The following is a 17520-nucleotide window of genomic DNA, read 5'->3' on the forward strand; positions in this document are numbered from 1 at the left end:
ATCATGAAGAAACCAAAGATTGCGGTCATCGGCAGTTCATCGATGGACCTCGTTGTCACATCCATTAGACGTCCGCTCGCTGGTGAGACCGTTCTGGGGGAATCCTTTGAAACGGTTCCCGGCGGTAAAGGCGCGAATCAGGCGGTGGCAGCGGCCCGCCTTGGTGCAGAAGTCCATATGATCGGGTGCGTCGGGGATGACGCCTATGGAAAGGAGATCCTCGATAATCTAAAAGCCAACGGTGTCCATACAGGTTATGTGAAACCGGTTACACACCAGAAGAGCGGTACGGCTCACATTATTTTAGCGGAAGGGGATAACAGCATCGTCGTCGTCAAAGGGGCGAACGGTTTTGTCACTCCGGACTATGTGAAGGAATCCCTGTCTCTTTTAAAAGAATGCGATCTGGTCATGGTCCAGCAGGAAGTGCCGGAAGAAACGGTTCTTGAAACGGCACGACTATGTGATGAACTCGGGATCCCGCTTCTATTGAATCCTGCCCCTGCCAGGGAAGTCCCGGATGAGGTAGTTGAGAAAGCTGCTTATCTGACTCCGAATGAACATGAAGCAGCCCTTTTGTTCAATGGGCTGGAGCTCTCAAAAGCGCTCGCCAAATACCCGAACAAACTATTCATCACCGAAGGAGCGGCAGGTGTCCGCTACCATGATGGCAGCGGAGAACACCTAGTGCCGTCTTTCCCTGTAAAAGTGGTGGATACCACAGGTGCGGGTGATACGTTCAATGCGGCATTTGGAACGGCGATTGCAGAAGGATACGATCTGAAAGAAAGCCTGCGTTTTGCCAATCGTGCCGCTTCGTTATCGGTCACCGGATTCGGTGCGCAGGGCGGCATGCCGACAAGGGACGAAGTGGAAAGGGGGCTTGCGGAATGAAACGAAACGGAATGCTGAACAGTCATATATCGAAAGTGCTCGCGGATCTCGGCCATACGGATACGATCGTGGTCGCAGATGCAGGGCTCCCGGTTCCGGCCGGGGTGATGAAGATCGATCTATCCTTGAAGGAAGGGGTTCCTGCATTTCTTGATGTGGTGAAGGTGCTTAAGGAAGAAATGGTCGTTGAAAACGTGACGGCTGCAGAGGAAATTGGGCAGAACCAAACCGTGCATGAGGAACTGAAGAATTCTTTTAACCATATAGATTACATTTCGCATGAATCATTGAAAGATCGATTGAAGGATGCGAAAGCGGTGATTCGCACGGGGGAATTCACTCCTTATGCGAACTGTATCCTTCACGCAGGCGTTACTTTTTAAAAAAGGGGTGACAAAACATGCAGATTAAAATGGAAAATATCCACAAGGCATTTGGGAAGAACAAGGTGCTTGAAGGAGTCGGCATTGAGATCAAGGACGGGGAAGTCCACGCCTTGATGGGTGAAAATGGAGCGGGTAAATCGACGCTCATGAATATCCTGACGGGACTTCATAAAAAAGATCAAGGAACCATTGGGATCGACGGCAGGGATAAAACATTCAAGAGTCCGAAAGAAGCTGAAGAGTTCGGCATCGCGTTTATCCACCAGGAGCTGAATATCTGGCCGGAACTGACCGTGCTTGAGAATTTATTCATCAATAAGGAACCGGTTACACATTTCGGTCTCATTCAAACGAAAAAAATGAAAGCGATTGCGAGAGAGCAGTTCGAGAAGCTGTCCATCTCCATTCCGTTGAATAAAGATGCGGGGCAGTGTTCAGTCGGGGAGCAGCAGATGATCGAGATTGCCAAAGCCTTGATGACGAATGCAAAGGTCATCATCATGGACGAGCCGACCGCTGCTTTGACGGACAGAGAGATCGAGAAGCTCTTTGATGTGATCCGTTCATTGAAGAAATCGGGCGTCTCCATTGTCTACATTTCTCACCGGATGGAGGAGATTTTCACGATTTGCGATACGATCACCGTGATGCGTGATGGAAGGACGGTCGACACGACGCCGATTCCGGAGACGAACTTTGATGAGGTTGTCCGGAAGATGGTAGGGCGTGCACTTACCGACCGCTTTCCTTCGAGGGAAGCGAAGCCAGGCGACTCGATGCTCGAAGTGAGGAACCTTACGAGAAAAGGAGTTTTCGAGAATGTAAGTTTCAATGTCCGGTCTGGGGAGATTGTAGGTGTATCGGGACTGATGGGCGCAGGTCGCACTGAAATCATGCGGACCATATTCGGTCTTGACGGAAAGTATGACGGGGACATTTTTGTGAATGGAAAGAACGTGAAGGTAAAGAATCCGAACCAGGCCGTGGAGCTGGGACTCGGTTTTATCACAGAAGACCGGAAAGAAGAAGGGCTTGTGCTCGAATTCCCGATAAAAGACAATATCGTCCTTCCGAGTTTATTCAGTTTTACAGAAAAAGGGATGATTCAGTCGAAGCAGGAGCAGGAGTTCGTAGACATGCTCATCAAACGCCTGACCATCAAGACGGAATCTTCCCAAACCGCAGCAAAGAACCTATCCGGAGGGAATCAGCAAAAAGTCGTCATCGCGAAATGGATCGGGATCGGTCCGAAAGTTCTCATTCTCGATGAACCGACCCGGGGTGTGGATGTCGGGGCGAAACGTGAAATCTATCAATTGATGAATGAGCTGACGGACCGCGGGGTGGCCATCATCATGGTATCTTCCGAGCTGCCTGAAGTCTTGGGGATGAGCGACAGGATCCTCGTCGTCCATGAAGGAACGATTGCAGGGGAATTATCGAGGGAAGAAGCCGATCAAGAGAAAATAATGACGCTGGCAACAGGAGGTCGAATCAATGAATAATGCACTCAAGAGTACAAATCATGTAGGAAGTCTGATGCAGAAACTGGGACCATTCATGGGGCTGCTTGTCCTGTTTGTGACGGTATCCGCCCTGAATCCAAGTTTCCTTGAACCGTTGAACTTATTGAATCTATTAAGACAGGTTGCCATTAACGCACTGATCGCTTATGGCATGACGTTTGTTATTTTGACCGGCGGGATCGATTTATCCGTCGGATCCATCCTTGCACTATCCAGTGCCTTGATGGCAGGAATGATGGTGTCTGGCATCGATCCGATCCTCGCGATCCTGATCGGATGTCTATTAGGGGCCGTGATGGGTGCGATCAATGGACTGCTCATCACGAAAGGAAAAATGGCGCCATTCATCGCAACGCTTGCGACGATGACGATGTTCCGCGGCCTGACCCTCGTGTACACGGATGGGAATCCGATCACGGGACTTGGCGACAGCTATGCGTTCCAGCTGTTCGGGAGAGGGTATTTCCTTGGAATTCCTGTTCCTGCAGTCACGATGTTCCTTACATTCGCCGTCCTTTGGGTGATTCTGCACAAAACACCGTTCGGCCGTAAAACCTATGCAATCGGCGGAAATGAAAAAGCAGCACTGATTTCCGGTATTAAAGTATCTCGTGTGAAAGTGATGGTGTACTCGTTAGCAGGTCTGCTTTCAGCCCTAGCAGGAGCGATCCTTACATCCCGCTTGAATTCTGCGCAGCCGACGGCGGGTACGTCATATGAACTTGATGCAATTGCGGCCGTTGTCCTTGGCGGGACAAGCCTTTCCGGAGGACGCGGTCTGATTGTCGGTACACTGATCGGTGCCTTGATCATCGGAACGCTGAACAATGGGTTGAATTTACTGGGCGTCTCATCCTTCTTCCAAATGGTCGTCAAGGGTGTCGTCATCATCATCGCGGTTCTGATCGATCGAAAGAAAGCAGCATAGGAGGATGATCATGAGAAAATTACTACTATTAATGATGAGCTTGTCTCTCGTATTCCTAGGCGCCTGCTCGCTTCAGCCGCCGGAATGGGCGAAACCGGACGGAAAGAAGAAGGATCCGGAAGACATTAAAATCGGTTTATCCGTTTCAACGCTGAATAACCCGTTCTTCGTTTCGATTAAAAATGGGGTTGAAAAGGAAGCGGAAGCACAGGGGATGGACGTCATAGTCGTCGATGCCCAGAACGATGCAGCCAAACAAATCAATGATGTAGAAGATTTGATCCAGCAGGGAGTCGATGTCCTGCTCATCAACCCGACCGACTCTTCCGCGGTATCAACCGCAGTCCAATCGGCCAATAGCATCGGTATCCCAGTCGTGACCCTTGATCGTTCCGCTGAAAAAGGTGAGGTGGAGACACTGGTCACATCCGATAATGAAAAAGGCGGCGAAATGGCGGGTGAGTATATCGTCGAACAGCTTGGAGAAGGAGCCAAAGTGGCTGAACTTGAAGGGGTGCCGGGGGCTTCGGCTACGCGCGAGCGAGGCAAGGGATTCCACAACATCGCCGATGAGCAGCTTGATGTCGTGGCAAAACAGACCGCGAACTTTGACCGTACGGAAGGATTGAACACGATGGAAAACATCCTTCAGGGAAATCCGGATGTCAAAGCGGTGTTTGCCCATAATGATGAAATGGCGCTAGGTGCGTACCAGGCCATTCAAAGTTCGGGCCGAGATGTCTTAGTCGTCGGTTTTGATGGAAATGACGATGCACTGAACAGCATCAAGAAAGGCAATCTATCCGCAACCGTCGCCCAGCAGCCGGATGAAATCGGCAAGCTTGCCACCCAGGCAGGAGCGGATGTGCTGCAGGGGAAAAAGGTTGAGGAATTGATTCCGGTTCCGTTGAAGCTTGTGACGGAAGAGACGGGTGTAGAAGGTGAAGAGTGATCTTCAGCAGGTGATCCGCGATAGGTTGAGTCGTCGATAAAGAAAATCCGACAAGCGGCTCGTATGTCGGGGAAAGTGGCTTGAATAATTGAGATTTAGCCTGTGAATCTATTGACCCGGATTGAATCTATCAAATACACTCTCTCATTTTGTAATGAAGCAAAGGGATCGGACCCCTTTGCTTTTTTTTGTTATTAAGATTCTTATTTGTCCTTTTCCTGACTTAAAAATCAATGATAAGCTCAGTTTTCACGTCCGGTTTTTCACTGTCCTGGAACGCCCCTTCTTAATTCCTCCTGCATAAAAAAACTCAGAGCCATCGCCCTGAGATGATAGTAGACTTAGCCTAACCAGCACTCTCTATTAAAAATACACCCTGATCCTGACCAAATCCTGAATGCTTCCATCCTTTGCACTCCGGCTGTACACCCACAGTTCTCCTGAATCAGAGGTTGGCTGGCGGTCGAATGGCAAGGCCGTGCTGAAGAAACCATATGCCGGTGCGCCTGCATTTGCAGTGGCAAAGCGTTCATTTGAAACCACTACGCCGTTCTGATCCCTTAGCTGATAGTTGACTGTAGCTTCAAACACCCTGGCATAGCCCTCCACCAGCTGACCGTTGTTGATGGCAGTACCCGGCAATGGTCGGGTCACGAAGATATTCCTTGAAGTGGGAATCGGAATGATTAAGTGATAATCCGGCCAGATGACCTCCCTTTGGAAACCGGGGCGCCCTGCATTGGCAGTTTCAATGTCAGATACTGAAATACCAAATCGCCTTGAAATGGAATACAGTGTGTCGCCGCTGACAACCTTGTATGAGAAGGCAGGGACAAGCAAGCGCTGGTCTACGAAAATTAAACCAGGGTTCTCAATATTGTTGATTCCAGCCAGAAGATCTACATGTGTATCGAATGTTTGGGCAATGGCTGTCAGGGTGTCTCCTGCTGTGACAATGTAACTCATTAGGGGAGACGGGGCTGACGTAGGGACGACCAGTACATCACCTGGGAAAATCAATCCTCTATCGGTGACAGGTGGAAACAAATAGTTCGCCCTTTCAATGGCAGTGACTGTACTTCCGAATTGCGCAGCAATCGAATAGAGGGTGTTCCCCGGCCTCACCGTGTAAACGAATCCTTTCGTATGAATCGTTGGTATAGTAAACACCTCCTTTCTTTTCCATATATCCTATGAAAAGAAGGTATGATAGAGAACGGCAGATTCATTACATAGAGAATATTTACTAGAGTTAAAATCAAATCCTATGATTTTTACAATGCTCCCGTTGTTAGTGCTTGCCCCCGGTACTAACGGGGATTGGGCGTCTCCATCCGTCATGCTTTGTCCACACCGCTCCGTACTGGAAAAATTCCACATACCCGCAATGAAAAAGTATATTTCTTCCCTCCCAAGACAAAGCTGATACCATTGACGACCTGAAGGGGGACCAATATGTTCTTTAAGAAAAATGAAAAGAGTCCCGGAGTACAAAATTTGAAGTCCAACGAGAGCGAAATCCAGATGGCTGAATCCTCTGAGAAATTCATAAAAACGATCAAAAACAGATTAAACAATAGCTCAGATGTGGTGGTCATCAAGGTGAGTCCGGATCTCACCATTATCTATATAGAAGCGTTAATTGAAACAACAATGCTCAATCGCGATATTATCGGCCAGCTCAATGAAGTGTCTGTTGACCCTTCGACAGTGGAGAGTCAAATGAACACAGGGGATGTTAAGCAAATCACTTCATTGAAGGAAGCTGTTTTTTCCCTTCTTGGCGGAGCTGTCCTGATTCATGTTGAAGGATTCACTCCTGTGGTATCCGTTATGATCCCCACCACGGACCGGCGTTCTTTAGCAAAGCCAGAGAACGAATCCATCGTAATCGGTCCCCAGCTCGGTTTTAATGAAAGTATGACGACGAATATTTCGCTGGTCCGGCGATATTTAGTGAATCCAGATTTGACTACTGTGTCCATGACCCGCGGGGAACAGACAAGGACCGCAATCTCTATCCTGTATATAAATGGAATCGCATCAGATGAGATGGTGGAAACGGTCAAACAGCGCATATCCAATATTTCAGTAGACGGTATCATGGACAGTTCGGTCCTCATGCAGCTGATTGAAGATAATTCGATGAGTATCTTTCCGTTGATGGTGTTAACAGAGCGGCCTGATCGTGCCTGTTCGTGGCTGCTTAATGGAAAAATCATTATCATTGTTGATGGGAGCTCCCTGGTTATCGGGTGTCCTCAAAGCTTCATTGAGTATTTTCAAAGCATGGAGGATCAAAACGTTAAGTGGCAAGTCGCCTCTTTTTTTAGACTCTTACGCATAATCGCGATGCTGCTGTCTGTATTTTTTACAGCAATCTATGTGGCCTCTTTGACCTATCATTATGAAATCATTCCTCAGCCGCTGCTCATTCCCTTGAGTGAGTCACGTTCGAGGGTCCCCTTCCCGCCGATCATCGAGGCGCTTCTTCTGGAATTCATCATTGAATTACTGAGGGAAGCTGGGGCCAGGCTCCCGACCAAAGTAGGTCAGACGATGGGTATCGTAGGAGGGATTGTCATCGGAACGGCTGCGGTGGAAGCTGGATTCACCAGTAATATCCTCATTATCATCGTAGCTCTTGGAGCACTTGCCTCATTCACCACACCTAACTTCATGATGGGGAATGTCATTCGGATCCTGCGGTTTCCGATTATTATTTTAGCAGGGTTCTGGGGCTTTTATGGCACGATGTTTGCCTTTTGCTTCTTGCTCATCCACCTCTTGAGGCAATCTAGTCTTGGAAGTCCATTTTTGGCTCCGTTTTATCCGCTTCGGTTTAGGGATTGGGGGAATAGCGTGATTCGGCTGCCCCTCAACCTTACGTCAAAACGTCCGTATCAGACGAGACCGCTTAATTCTAACAAGTATGATTCAAAGAAGTGATTCAAGACAATGGAGAGGAGGGATCGAATGAAGGTATCCATATACCCTGAACAGCACCATCTGGTCAATGCCTTTCTTGTCATGTTCATTATCCATTCTGCCCAGTTGGGAGTCGGTGTCCAAGGGTTTCAGAGAATCATCTATATGGAAGCCAAACATGACGCGTGGATGTCGGTCATTCTCTCCGGGGTCCTTACAAGTATCATCGGGTTTATCATGGTGAAGACTCTTCAAGCCTATGAAAGTGCGGATCTATATGGAATTCAGCGGGACGTCTATGGAAAATGGATCGGGACTTTTCTCAATCTCGTGTATGTTTCCTATTGCCTGGGTGCTTTTCTTGTCATCATCCGAAATTATATTGAAGTCCTTCAAGCATGGGTCTTCCCTGAGGTCCCAACCTGGTTCCTTGCCCTTACCCTTATACTCTTGGTTTTATATGGGGCATTGGGGGGATTCCGGATCATCGTCGGAGTCAGCTTCTTCAGTGTGTTCTTGGCGCTTTGGTTATTGGGGCTTTTGGGCTATCCGCTCCAATATATCAATTGGCAGAATATTATCCCGATGTTCGAATCGAATACGCTGGAAATATTAAAAGGTACATATGCCATGACGTTCACTGTCATCGGGTTTGAACTGATTTATTCTTACTATCCTTATATAAAAGAGAAACAAAAAACAACTCTGTATATGCAGATTGGATTAGTGTATACGACCTTCCTCTATTTAGCCGTCATGCTGGTCTCGCTTGGCTACTTCAGCGGGGGTCTGCTGGAGCGGACAATCTGGGCCACACTGTCATTATTTAAAATCGTCCGGCTGCCCTTCATCGAACGGTTTGAATATGTGGCCATCACGTTTTGGATGCTTATTATCCTTCCCAATCTCATGCTGTATATATGGTCCGCGTCAAGGGGGATGACACGTATCTTCAAACGGAAAGAAAAAATGTTCATTTGGATTTTTTCCATTATCCTGTTTGCCGCTATCCAGTTTTTCGTGACAAGAGAGCAGATCAACGCCCTCAGTGATCTTTTTGGAAAAGCTTCTTTTTATGTTGTCTATTGTTATCCCATTGTCCTTTATATGTTTGTATTGATAAAGAAAAAAGTAGTGAGGAAGGGGAACGCAACATGAAAAACATGACTCGATTGTTCTTGGTGCTTTTTGCACTTTCATTTCTTAGTTCCTGCGCAGATCCGAGTACACTTGAGAAAATCGGGATGATCACAACGGTAGGCTATGACACATCGGATGGAGAAGAGATTCAAACAACCATCCTGATTCTTGAAACGGACCCGCAATCCGTGGACAGTACGAATGTCCTTTCCACCAATGCACTGACAAGCAAAGGCGCAAGAATAAAGGGAAGCCTAAAATCACAGAAAAAATTAGAGTCAGGTCAATTGAGGGTAGCCCTTTATGGTAAGGAAGTGGCTGAAAAAGGGTTCATCAACTTGGCGGATACCCTAAGCAGGGATCATGCGATCAGTGATTTAACCTATTTGGCTGTGGTGGATGGTAAGGCGAGTGAGATCCTGGAGAAAAAATATGAACAATTTTCTGATGCCGGGCAATATGTGTATAAAGAGATTGAACAGAACATCAAAGGGGAAACGATTCCCTCACCGACTCTGCACGAAATGCTCCATGATTATTATTCCGTTGGCATTGACCCGCTGCTGCCGCTCCTCAAAGTGGAGGACGAAATGATCACGATCACGGGGATGGCCATTCTGAAGGACGACAAAATGGTGGGAAGGATTTCGCCGATAGAAGCCTTCTATGTCAAATTGGTCAACGATCAATACGATGCCGGGAATTTCGAATTGACGCTTAAGAACGGAAATGACCCGGAATTAATGGAAGGACAGGATTCTTCCAAAAAGATTGCAGTCGCATTGGATACCATTAAAAGTAAAAGCAAGATTGGCCTCCTAGATGAGCAGACGTTGGAATTTGATCTGGACATATCGATGAACGCACGATTACAGGAAATCAACCAGAAGATTGATTTAAAGAATCCTAAGAACCTTGAAATCCTCGACGAAAAAATAAGTCAAGAAATGAAAAAGGAAATCAAAGAATTGATTAAATATGGGAAGTCTGTCGATTCTGATTTCATTGGGTTTGGAGAAGTGTACCGCAGTGCGGTCCCCCATTCAAAATTAACGAAGAAGAAATGGCATTCCATGTATAAAGATGTAAAAGTAAACGTGAACATCGATTTTCAAATTGTTAGAACGGGAGTGGTGGAGTGAGGTGGGGGTGCTGAAGAAAAACTCATTACATGAAACCAGTCCCTTCTGTCTTCACTTTTCAGCCATAATTAACAGAAATCCCCTAACCAAGAAAGCGCATATCCCTGTTATAGTTATAATACAATGAATGTTGGGTAGGTATAGAATAAGAACAACGATTCTACAGCAATCTTAGGGGAAATGAATCATGACACTAAAGAAGATGAAAAGTATCCTGTTTATGCTGCTTGGACTGATCTCCTTGGCATTCGGGCTCGCCGGCACAGTGCTGCCTGTCCTGCCGGGCGGTCCGTTTTACTTATTTGCCGCATATTGCTTTGCAAAAAGTTCCAAGCGGATAGAAGACTGGTTTAAAAGCTTAACCATATATGAAAAGTATGTAGTAGGCTTCCTTCAAAAGAAGGGGATGACCCTGAGAGAAAAAATCCGGATAAACGTGACGGCTGATTTCTTTATCCTGATTTCCGTCGTACTCGTGGACATCCTATTCGTCAGAATCCTATTGATAGGGCTCGCCTTGTACAAGCATTATTATTTTATTAAAAAAATCAAGACCCTCCCTCTGGAATCTGAGGAAGAAGGGTTGAAAGAAAAAGTGAATTAACGGTGCGGGGCCTGCCCCCTGATGCGTTGAAGTTTCAGCGTATCGGGGGGCAGGCCCTTTTTGTAAGAAAAAACGTCCCTCACTGATGAATGAAAACGGGTGTCCCAATCGGAATGGTCCGCGACAGTTCCTCCACATCCCTGTTATACATCCGGATGCAGCCTTTTGAAACGGCCTTGCCAATCGAGCTCGGATCATTTGTCCCGTGAATGCCATAGCCCTCTTTCGATAAGCTCATCCACATCGTGCCATATGGTCCCCCGGGGTTTGGAGCTTTATTGATGATGATGTAGTTGCCCACTGGGGTTTCCGATACGATTCTGCCGACAGCAATCGGATATTGCTTTTGCAGGGTGCCGTTCCTAAGCAGTTTTAACGTGCGGTTGTTAACCGACACATCGATTTGATAGGGGAGGGAATCAGGCGAAGGGAACCCCGGTATCACGATGGGCTGGCCGGGGTAAATGACATTTGGATTGATGGATGGGTTGGCCCGGATGATGGTTTGAAGCGGTACGCGGTAATCACGTGAAATCTGAGTGAGTGTCTCACCGGGTTTTACAATATGATTCAACTTAAACACCACCTCCTGAATACTGCATCTTATAGTGTATGGTTGAGGTGGGATAGTAAGTGCGAATAAATCTTTTAAAAATTGTGTTGCATTACTTCACTCTTCTTTTATAAAATTCTTATAATACACTATCAGAATAAATAATAGGATCGGATCTAAAACTGCAGAGTGCCCCAAGGTCCACCACCCATTATGAAAATACCCCCATGGTTCAGGAAGTAAGGCAATGACCTCATATAGTAATAAAGCAATTGTCCAACAAACGATAAAGCGTATGCGTCTCCATCTCGATCCATCAAAAGGGTACCAATTAATAAACATCATGTTGACTGGCGGGAGCAGAATGGAATGAGCCGGTAATGAAGCCCAATCAACCTCTTTAGTAAAATACCAGTACCCCTGATATTTCATATCCACATAAAGATCAAAAGATATCTGAAGGGCAATCGTGAAAGCAAATACATGGGCGATTTGCTTGGCTGTTAATGTTTTATTCGTTTTAAAGGCAACGAAGTTAAAAAGAATGACGGCAATGATCAGTCCAAACATAATAAAAGTCCTTTTCGCATTAATATGTCGTAAGCGTACCTTACTATTCTCTCCAATGAGTTGGAAAATATTTGCCAGTGGAAATGACCTGTTGACATGCCAGTAAAAAATAGACGATAAGGAGTAAATACCTTGAACATCCAACAAGTATATGAGTATGACATTGATACTGAATTGAGAACTGAGTTACAGCAGTTATTAATCGAATGTTTTGAAGAGGTTTATCCACGGAACAGAATTTACTACAAGCAATTACCGCATTTCCGTTTTATCGCCTATGATGATCAGGATCGGCTTATTGGTCATGCAGGCCTGGATTACCGGGTAATGAATGTTAACGGGCAGCCTGCAGCAGTTCTTGGACTGATCGATGTGTGCGTGGCAAAAGCCTTTCGCTCAAAGGGAGTAGGTTCCATGCTGCTCTCTGAAATCGATGCGTTTTGTAAAAATAGGGCTGTCGATTTTCTCCTGTTGTTTGCAGATAGGAAAGACATGTACTTGAAAGCCGGTTTCAGATCAGCCGATAGTAAGTGTAAGTGGCTTCAAATAAATGATGTCGATCAAACTACATATGGAATAGGTCATGAAAAGATCGATGAGCTGATGGTAAAAGAAGTGGGCGATAGAAAGTGGGAAGATGGCGAGGTCGATTTATTGGGTTATCTGTACTGAATCCTTATCGGGAGCTGTGGAAAAAAATGTTTCCCGGTCAAACCCCAGGTGCAAAAATCATTTCAGGTAGAGGAAAGGGGAAAAAATGATTCACTTTTTAGGAACACCTCTTATCGAAACGGAACGATTACATTTAAGAAAGATGGCACTTACCGATGCCGGCAGTATCTTTGACCATTGGCTTTCAGACGAGCGGGTATCTGACAATCGGGTCAGTCCCGCACACAGGGATGTCTCCCAGACGATCGAGCGGGTGGAAAAGATCGTCCATCAATATGGCAGCAGGGAATTTTGTTATTGGGGAATCGAGCTGAAATCCAGCGGCGAACTGATCGGTGAAATCGATTTATATGATTTTGACAAAGCCACCGGAAATGGTGAGGTCAGTTATTCAATTGGATACGACTGGTGGAACCGGGGATACGGAACGGAAGCGTTAAAAGCCGTGGTGGAATTTGGTTTCAGGCATATGAATCTTCACAAGATATCCGCCGCCCACAACACCGATAATCCAGCTTCAGGGAAAATCATGCGTAAAGCGGGAATGGAACAGGAAGGTGTGATCAGGCACATGATCCGGAATGCTAAGAATCAGTATAAGGACTGTGCTGTTTACGGACTCCTGCAGGAGGATTTTCTTGGAAAGGATGAGGGCAGGGAAACCAGCATTCTTACTTTAGGATCCGTATAGAGTCGGATGGCAGTAAGAACTATAAGACAGAAAAAGGACGATGCCCCTTTGCAAATGCGAGGGGGCTCGTCCTTTTTGTTTTAATAAAGCCAGTATCCAAGAGATTAGATTGGCACCATATGATAGAATGTGATTATTTCTTACCCATGTCCTTTAGTTCCTGAGTCAGCCTGAGGAATTCTTTCTTATCTCCATCACGCAATGATTGGTCAATTTTCTGTTCTATTTGCTCTTTACGGAATGTAAGCAAAGCCTTATCCAAAATCATTTCTGCCACTAAAGAATCCATGCTGATCAATTCAGGCTGCGGTGCATTTAGCAAATACTTTTTCATGAGAAATCAACTCCTTGACCTTTTTTCTATTATACTAACCATTTTCTTAATTTTCAAACACTTTAAGAAAATAATTTATCCAGTACCGAAACAATGCCCGTTTCCAATACATTTGAAACATCACTTTTCTATATGCATTTATCATAATAAGAAGTTGAACGCCCGTCCCTCGCTCCATTAATGCGTTAATGCAGCGAGGGACGGGCTTTGTTTGTAATGAAGGAATTTATCCCCTTTTTATGGAATTAGTAAGGGTTGAGGATGATGACAAACAGGGGTGAAACAGTGAAAGTAAGATTATCGGAATATCGGGAAGAATGGAAATCCATGTTTGAAGAGGAAGCGGCGTTTCTAAAGAGTGTATTCGGGGATGAGATCGTTTCCTTCGAGCATTTCGGCAGCACGGCGGTTCCGGGGATGAAGGCGAAGCCTGTAATCGATATGATGTGCATCGTAAAGGAGCTTGCCGTTGTCGATTCATACAATGAACAGATGGAGGCACTCGGCTACGATGCCGCGGGTGAATGGGGGATCGGGGGCAGGAGGCTGTTCCGAAAAGGCGGGGAGAATCGGACGCATCATATTCATCTCTATCAGTCCGGCAATCCGCAGATCGAACGGCATTTGGTCTTCCGGGATTATCTCGTGACACATCCGGATGAGGCCGCACGATACAGCCGGTTTAAGGAAGAGCTTGCTGAGAAACATGAGTCCACAGTGGATTACAGTCCTGCAAAGAAGGCGTTTGTTTCCGAGATGGAGAGAAAGGCGCTGGAGTGGAAGCGGAATAGATAAGAGCGATTTATAAAAATAGGGGAGGAATTTAATATGTTTATTGTGAATGTCGAAGCAGCCATCCACCGCGATGATAAGTGGCTGTTAATTAGAAGAAGTGAAAAAGAGGATCATGCACCGGGCATGCTTTCGCTTGTCGGGGGCAAATGTGATGCGGAAGGGGTCTCGAATGATATCCTGGAACGGACCCTGATAAGGGAAGTGGATGAGGAAGTGGGAATTAAGGTTGGCGGTCTTACCTATGTGAATAGCTGTTCTTTTGTCACGGATACAGGAATTGATGTCATCGATATCGTCTTCCTATGCAAGGTGGAAGACGGAGAGCCTTATGCGAAAAGTCCGGATGAGGTGGGGGAAGTGTTGTGGATGTCGACCTCTGAGATTCTGGCGGAGGAGGAGATTCCGGAATATTTAAAAGCGAATGTGCAGCTTGCTGAAAAACGTCTGCAGGAAGGCTTTTTTGTGAAGTAGGAACATACTTTTATAAAGGAAGTGTTCATGGATGACGTCATGAACACTTCTGTCTGTTACCATGATTGTCACGCCGCATGGTTAGCGTTACGCCGATCACGGTGGCGGGATGCAAGATTACATCCTTTTATTAGCATAAAGTATGAAACGCGTTTCAGAGCAAATGATTTTTCTAGCTATGTTAGGGGGATTTACATGATGTATTTCTTTATTTTCACCGGAGTCATCGTCCTTTATTTCGGTATCAGGGTGTGGATCGGATCGAGGAAGATGGAGTTTTATGGAGACAGCATCAAGAATAATTCCCGTGATGCAAGGGAAAAAGCGTATGAAAAATCCGCACAGCATGCCCAGCAGTTGAGAAATAACAGCAACCAGAATGGAAGCGGTGGAGGGCCCATGGGGTGAGTCGGGATCGCTCCTCTTTTTCAGGCCTGTGAACATTAACTATATTCGTCATGGGATAGTGAGATGAAAAAATGGATTGGGATCGTCAGTGGCCTGCTGCTGTTCATTGTGTTGCACAGCACGCCGCATCTGGCATTACGGACGAAAGTGTTCTTTATGGGATATCCTGCGGATGCCTTTACCACAGGAATCGTGAATTATGAATACGAGAAAGAAGTGAATGGAGGTGCTTCTTCCTCTTTGAATGGTAAAACCTATACTCTTACAGAACCACCGGTTGAAAAAGCGACTCAGGGCGAGCTGAGGAACTACCTTGTGAAAAAGGTCGGTTTTCTTTATTTTGCTGAGTATTTTGGAGAGGGGTGAGGTGCTTATGACATATCATGCTAGATGTTCGGATGGGAGGGGACAAAGCGTGGAGCTGGTATTAAAACAAGATATCTGTGATGAAGACCTCGAGGGAATGAAGGAAGTCTATCAATCTGCCGGCTGGCTGAAACATTCCACTGATGTCATCAGGCAAGTTTTTGATGCAAGTAATGTGAAAGTGATTGTTCAATCGGGGGATCGAATCATCGGGTTTGGCAGAGCCATGTCCGATGGGGTTTTCAACGCAGCCATTTACGACATTGTCGTTCATGAGGAATGGCAGAATAGAGGTATCGCCAGAAGGATTCTCGGCCATCTATTAGACAGGCTGAAAGGCGTGTCCTGTGTTCACCTGATTTCGACCACCGGGAATGAGGAGTTTTACATGAAGTGCGGATTCAGGAAAGTGAAGACGGGTATGGCGAGATACGTTCGTGCTGAACAGCGCGATGAATATCTTGAGTGATGTAGTTGGGAGCTTATTGATGGTTGATAGGCTCTTTTTTATGAGCGACATCAGTAATCCCCTTCAAAAAAAGCCTGCACCCAGGAACTGGATGCAGACATGATCAATACAAATTAAAAATATAAGGGCCGATAAACGTGATATAAAACATCATATACATGCCCATGTAATAAAACGCCCCGCTCATGGAACCCCAGTCCGGATCCCTTCCGAATTTCCAGATGATCAGTGTGAGAATACTCAGGAATATGTTCACTGCATAGGCGCTTCCAGGGAATATGAGATAACCTGGAGCCATCAAATGAAAATAAGCATTCATCGCATCCTGCGTGTAGGAAATCGGCATGACCATAAAGATGATGATGGCAAGGTATTCAACCCAGCTGATTCCGTCTTTTTCAAATGCATTTGGTCTAAAGATGTACATGAGTATCAGTAAAAAGAGTGATGGCAGTACCCAGTAGAATGAGGTCATGATGGTCACCAGGCTGCTGAACATCATCAGCACGCCGTTGTTGATCGCTTCCTTTACAGAACTCTTTGACCAATTGGTGCTGGCCGCGATGACCTCGGGATTTCGGGAGTTTCCTGTCAGTTTGTAGGCATCTCCATCGTAATTCATCCATATCATCGCTTCATCTGAAATCTTCATCGGCGGGTACGATACATGTTTTGTCGTACTGACCGGTGCTGCGCTGAAGCTTGTAGCTTTCTCGAACGGCGCTGCATACAAGCTGATCGAGTTGTCGTCCCCTATACGGGTTCCTTCTGATGTCAGCACAATCATTTCTTTCCCGTCTAAGGTCATAAATTGAACGCCGGCGGGGCTCATCAGCTTCTGTCCGGTTTGGGAATGAACGAACTCCACTTTCTTTCCATTAAGCATGGAACTTCCTATGTCCTCCAAGGGTGCTTGTAGTGTAAATACATTGTAAGCAAGAGTACCCTGCGTCCTTGATTTTTCATTATAAAAAACAAGCAGGTTTCTATCCTTCACCTTGAATGTCAGCCCGTCAATTTTCTTATTAGGTGAGTTATTGACAGTCAGGAAAGGTTCACTGATTTGTCTCTTATCGTTCATATAGTATAAATGGTCATGGGTATCGTCTTTCTCCACCTGAATGATGGCACTCCCATCGTCGGCCACATGCATTTCAGATATCACATCCGGGAAGGTATGCAGTTCAGAAGAGACGTTCTGATTGATGTCATACTGACTTAATGTACCGTCGTTCCAAAAGTAGATGTCATTTTTTCCTATCCCCAGGCCAGTAATCCCTTCTTCCAGCAGTTGATCGTTTTGCTCGATCGTCGCTACGAGATTTCCATCTTTATAATAGATGAATTGCTCCCCATCGGACCAAAAAGGAAAACCCCTTGTAATCTTGGTTTTCGCGGTTTCTTTGCCTGCGATGGTTAATTCATCGTTCATCTTGATCGATTGAACCTGCCCGTTCGCTGCGATATGGATCTGATCTTTTGAATCCACAAAGACTTGCGGCTTTTCTTCAAATGCAGCTTGGAGCGGGATAGATCTGCTCCAACCAGGGTGCGGCAGCTCTTTTACAAGCAGCAGTTGGTGTATAAATAATGCTCCGATAAAGATCAATGTGATCCCGATCGGTATACCAAAGGCCTTCCATTTCTCTCTCATAAAAATCCCCCAATGTTATCTTTGTATAATTTCGAAT

Annotated in this window: 21 protein-coding genes; 16 read left to right on the top strand and 5 right to left on the bottom strand. The window is 46.0% G+C overall.

Annotated elements, in window-relative coordinates; all coding sequences use genetic code 11:
- Nucleotides 1–3: 3 nt before the first annotated feature.
- Genes rbsK through rbsB form a run of 5 tightly spaced genes read left to right on the top strand, consistent with a single transcriptional unit; the run spans nt 4 to nt 4686 of the window.
- Nucleotides 4–894, top strand: coding sequence for a ribokinase (gene rbsK / locus HWX64_RS04145; RefSeq protein WP_175987527.1), 891 nt, complete (start codon nt 4–6; stop codon nt 892–894).
- A complete protein-coding gene (gene rbsD / locus HWX64_RS04150) occupies nt 891–1277 on the top strand; it encodes a D-ribose pyranase (RefSeq protein ID WP_175987529.1) in 387 nt (128 codons plus the stop codon). Before rbsK ends, rbsD begins: the two co-directional genes overlap by 4 nt.
- A gap of 17 nt (nt 1278–1294) precedes the next feature.
- A complete protein-coding gene (locus HWX64_RS04155) occupies nt 1295–2785 on the top strand; it encodes a sugar ABC transporter ATP-binding protein (RefSeq protein WP_175987531.1) in 1491 nt (496 codons plus the stop codon).
- Nucleotides 2778–3734, top strand: coding sequence for a ribose ABC transporter permease RbsC (gene rbsC / locus HWX64_RS04160; protein ID WP_175987533.1), 957 nt, complete (start codon nt 2778–2780; stop codon nt 3732–3734). The genes HWX64_RS04155 and rbsC overlap by 8 nt, the downstream gene beginning before the upstream one ends.
- A 10-nt stretch (nt 3735–3744) precedes the next feature.
- Entirely contained in the window at nt 3745–4686 is a 942-nt protein-coding gene (rbsB, locus tag HWX64_RS04165) for a ribose ABC transporter substrate-binding protein RbsB (protein ID WP_175987535.1), read from the top strand.
- A gap of 363 nt (nt 4687–5049) precedes the next feature.
- On the opposite strand, the gene HWX64_RS04170 is transcribed toward rbsB, so the two are convergent.
- Nucleotides 5050–5856, bottom strand: coding sequence for a LysM peptidoglycan-binding domain-containing protein (locus HWX64_RS04170; protein ID WP_368495563.1), 807 nt, complete (start codon nt 5854–5856; stop codon nt 5050–5052).
- A gap of 285 nt (nt 5857–6141) precedes the next feature.
- Between HWX64_RS04170 and HWX64_RS04175 the strand changes: the two genes are divergently transcribed.
- From HWX64_RS04175 to HWX64_RS04190, 4 genes are all read left to right on the top strand, one after another.
- Complete coding sequence (locus HWX64_RS04175; RefSeq protein ID WP_175987536.1) at nt 6142–7635, top strand: spore germination protein; 1494 nt, start codon at nt 6142–6144, stop codon at nt 7633–7635.
- 27 nt (nt 7636–7662) lie between these two features.
- Nucleotides 7663–8772, top strand: a complete 1110-nt coding sequence (locus HWX64_RS04180) for a GerAB/ArcD/ProY family transporter (protein WP_175987538.1) — start codon at nt 7663–7665, stop codon at nt 8770–8772.
- Nucleotides 8769–9896, top strand: a complete 1128-nt coding sequence (locus tag HWX64_RS04185; protein WP_175987540.1) for a Ger(x)C family spore germination protein — start codon at nt 8769–8771, stop codon at nt 9894–9896. Before HWX64_RS04180 ends, HWX64_RS04185 begins: the two co-directional genes overlap by 4 nt.
- A 187-nt stretch (nt 9897–10083) precedes the next feature.
- On the top strand, nt 10084–10500 hold the full coding sequence (locus HWX64_RS04190) for a YbaN family protein (RefSeq protein ID WP_175987542.1): 417 nt from the start codon (nt 10084–10086) through the stop codon (nt 10498–10500).
- A 79-nt stretch (nt 10501–10579) separates the two neighbouring features.
- On the opposite strand, the gene HWX64_RS04195 is transcribed toward HWX64_RS04190, so the two are convergent.
- Both HWX64_RS04195 and HWX64_RS04200 read right to left on the bottom strand, forming a co-directional pair.
- Nucleotides 10580–11074 (bottom strand): L,D-transpeptidase family protein, encoded by a 495-nt coding sequence (locus HWX64_RS04195; RefSeq protein ID WP_175987545.1) that lies wholly within the window; start codon nt 11072–11074, stop codon nt 10580–10582.
- A 96-nt stretch (nt 11075–11170) separates the two neighbouring features.
- Nucleotides 11171–11623, bottom strand: coding sequence for a CBO0543 family protein (locus HWX64_RS04200; protein WP_175987547.1), 453 nt, complete (start codon nt 11621–11623; stop codon nt 11171–11173).
- A gap of 132 nt (nt 11624–11755) precedes the next feature.
- On the opposite strand from HWX64_RS04200, the gene HWX64_RS04205 reads away from it, so the two are divergent.
- Nucleotides 11756–12295: a GNAT family N-acetyltransferase gene (locus tag HWX64_RS04205; protein WP_175987549.1), complete on the top strand. Its 540-nt coding sequence runs from the start codon at nt 11756–11758 to the stop codon at nt 12293–12295.
- An 85-nt stretch (nt 12296–12380) separates the two neighbouring features.
- Nucleotides 12381–12986, top strand: coding sequence for a GNAT family N-acetyltransferase (locus HWX64_RS04210; protein WP_175987550.1), 606 nt, complete (start codon nt 12381–12383; stop codon nt 12984–12986).
- Nucleotides 12987–13119: 133 nt separating this feature from the next.
- On the opposite strand, the gene HWX64_RS04215 is transcribed toward HWX64_RS04210, so the two are convergent.
- Nucleotides 13120–13320 carry an IDEAL domain-containing protein gene (locus tag HWX64_RS04215; protein WP_175987552.1) on the bottom strand — a complete coding sequence of 67 codons (201 nt, stop codon included), beginning with the start codon at nt 13318–13320 and terminating at the stop codon, nt 13120–13122.
- 285 nt (nt 13321–13605) lie between these two features.
- Here HWX64_RS04215 and HWX64_RS04220 point away from each other — a divergent pair, with 285 nt between their 5' ends.
- From HWX64_RS04220 to HWX64_RS04240, 5 genes are all read left to right on the top strand, one after another.
- Nucleotides 13606–14115 carry a GrpB family protein gene (locus HWX64_RS04220; RefSeq protein ID WP_175987554.1) on the top strand — a complete coding sequence of 170 codons (510 nt, stop codon included), beginning with the start codon at nt 13606–13608 and terminating at the stop codon, nt 14113–14115.
- A 33-nt stretch (nt 14116–14148) separates the two neighbouring features.
- Nucleotides 14149–14586 (top strand): NUDIX hydrolase, encoded by a 438-nt coding sequence (locus tag HWX64_RS04225; protein ID WP_175987556.1) that lies wholly within the window; start codon nt 14149–14151, stop codon nt 14584–14586.
- A 195-nt stretch (nt 14587–14781) separates the two neighbouring features.
- Nucleotides 14782–14994 (top strand): hypothetical protein, encoded by a 213-nt coding sequence (locus tag HWX64_RS04230; protein ID WP_175987558.1) that lies wholly within the window; start codon nt 14782–14784, stop codon nt 14992–14994.
- Nucleotides 14995–15057: 63 nt separating this feature from the next.
- Nucleotides 15058–15360: a hypothetical protein gene (locus HWX64_RS04235; RefSeq protein WP_175987560.1), complete on the top strand. Its 303-nt coding sequence runs from the start codon at nt 15058–15060 to the stop codon at nt 15358–15360.
- 97 nt (nt 15361–15457) lie between these two features.
- Complete coding sequence (locus tag HWX64_RS04240; protein ID WP_175989635.1) at nt 15458–15829, top strand: GNAT family N-acetyltransferase; 372 nt, start codon at nt 15458–15460, stop codon at nt 15827–15829.
- 103 nt (nt 15830–15932) lie between these two features.
- Here the strand turns inward: HWX64_RS04240 and HWX64_RS04245 are convergent, their stop codons facing one another.
- On the bottom strand, nt 15933–17483 hold the full coding sequence (locus tag HWX64_RS04245; RefSeq protein ID WP_175987562.1) for a hypothetical protein: 1551 nt from the start codon (nt 17481–17483) through the stop codon (nt 15933–15935).
- Between the last annotated feature and the right edge of the window lie 37 nt (nt 17484–17520).

This window comes from Bacillus sp. Marseille-Q1617 (assembly GCF_903645295.1).
Classification (GTDB): domain Bacteria; phylum Bacillota; class Bacilli; order Bacillales; family Bacillaceae_B; genus Rossellomorea.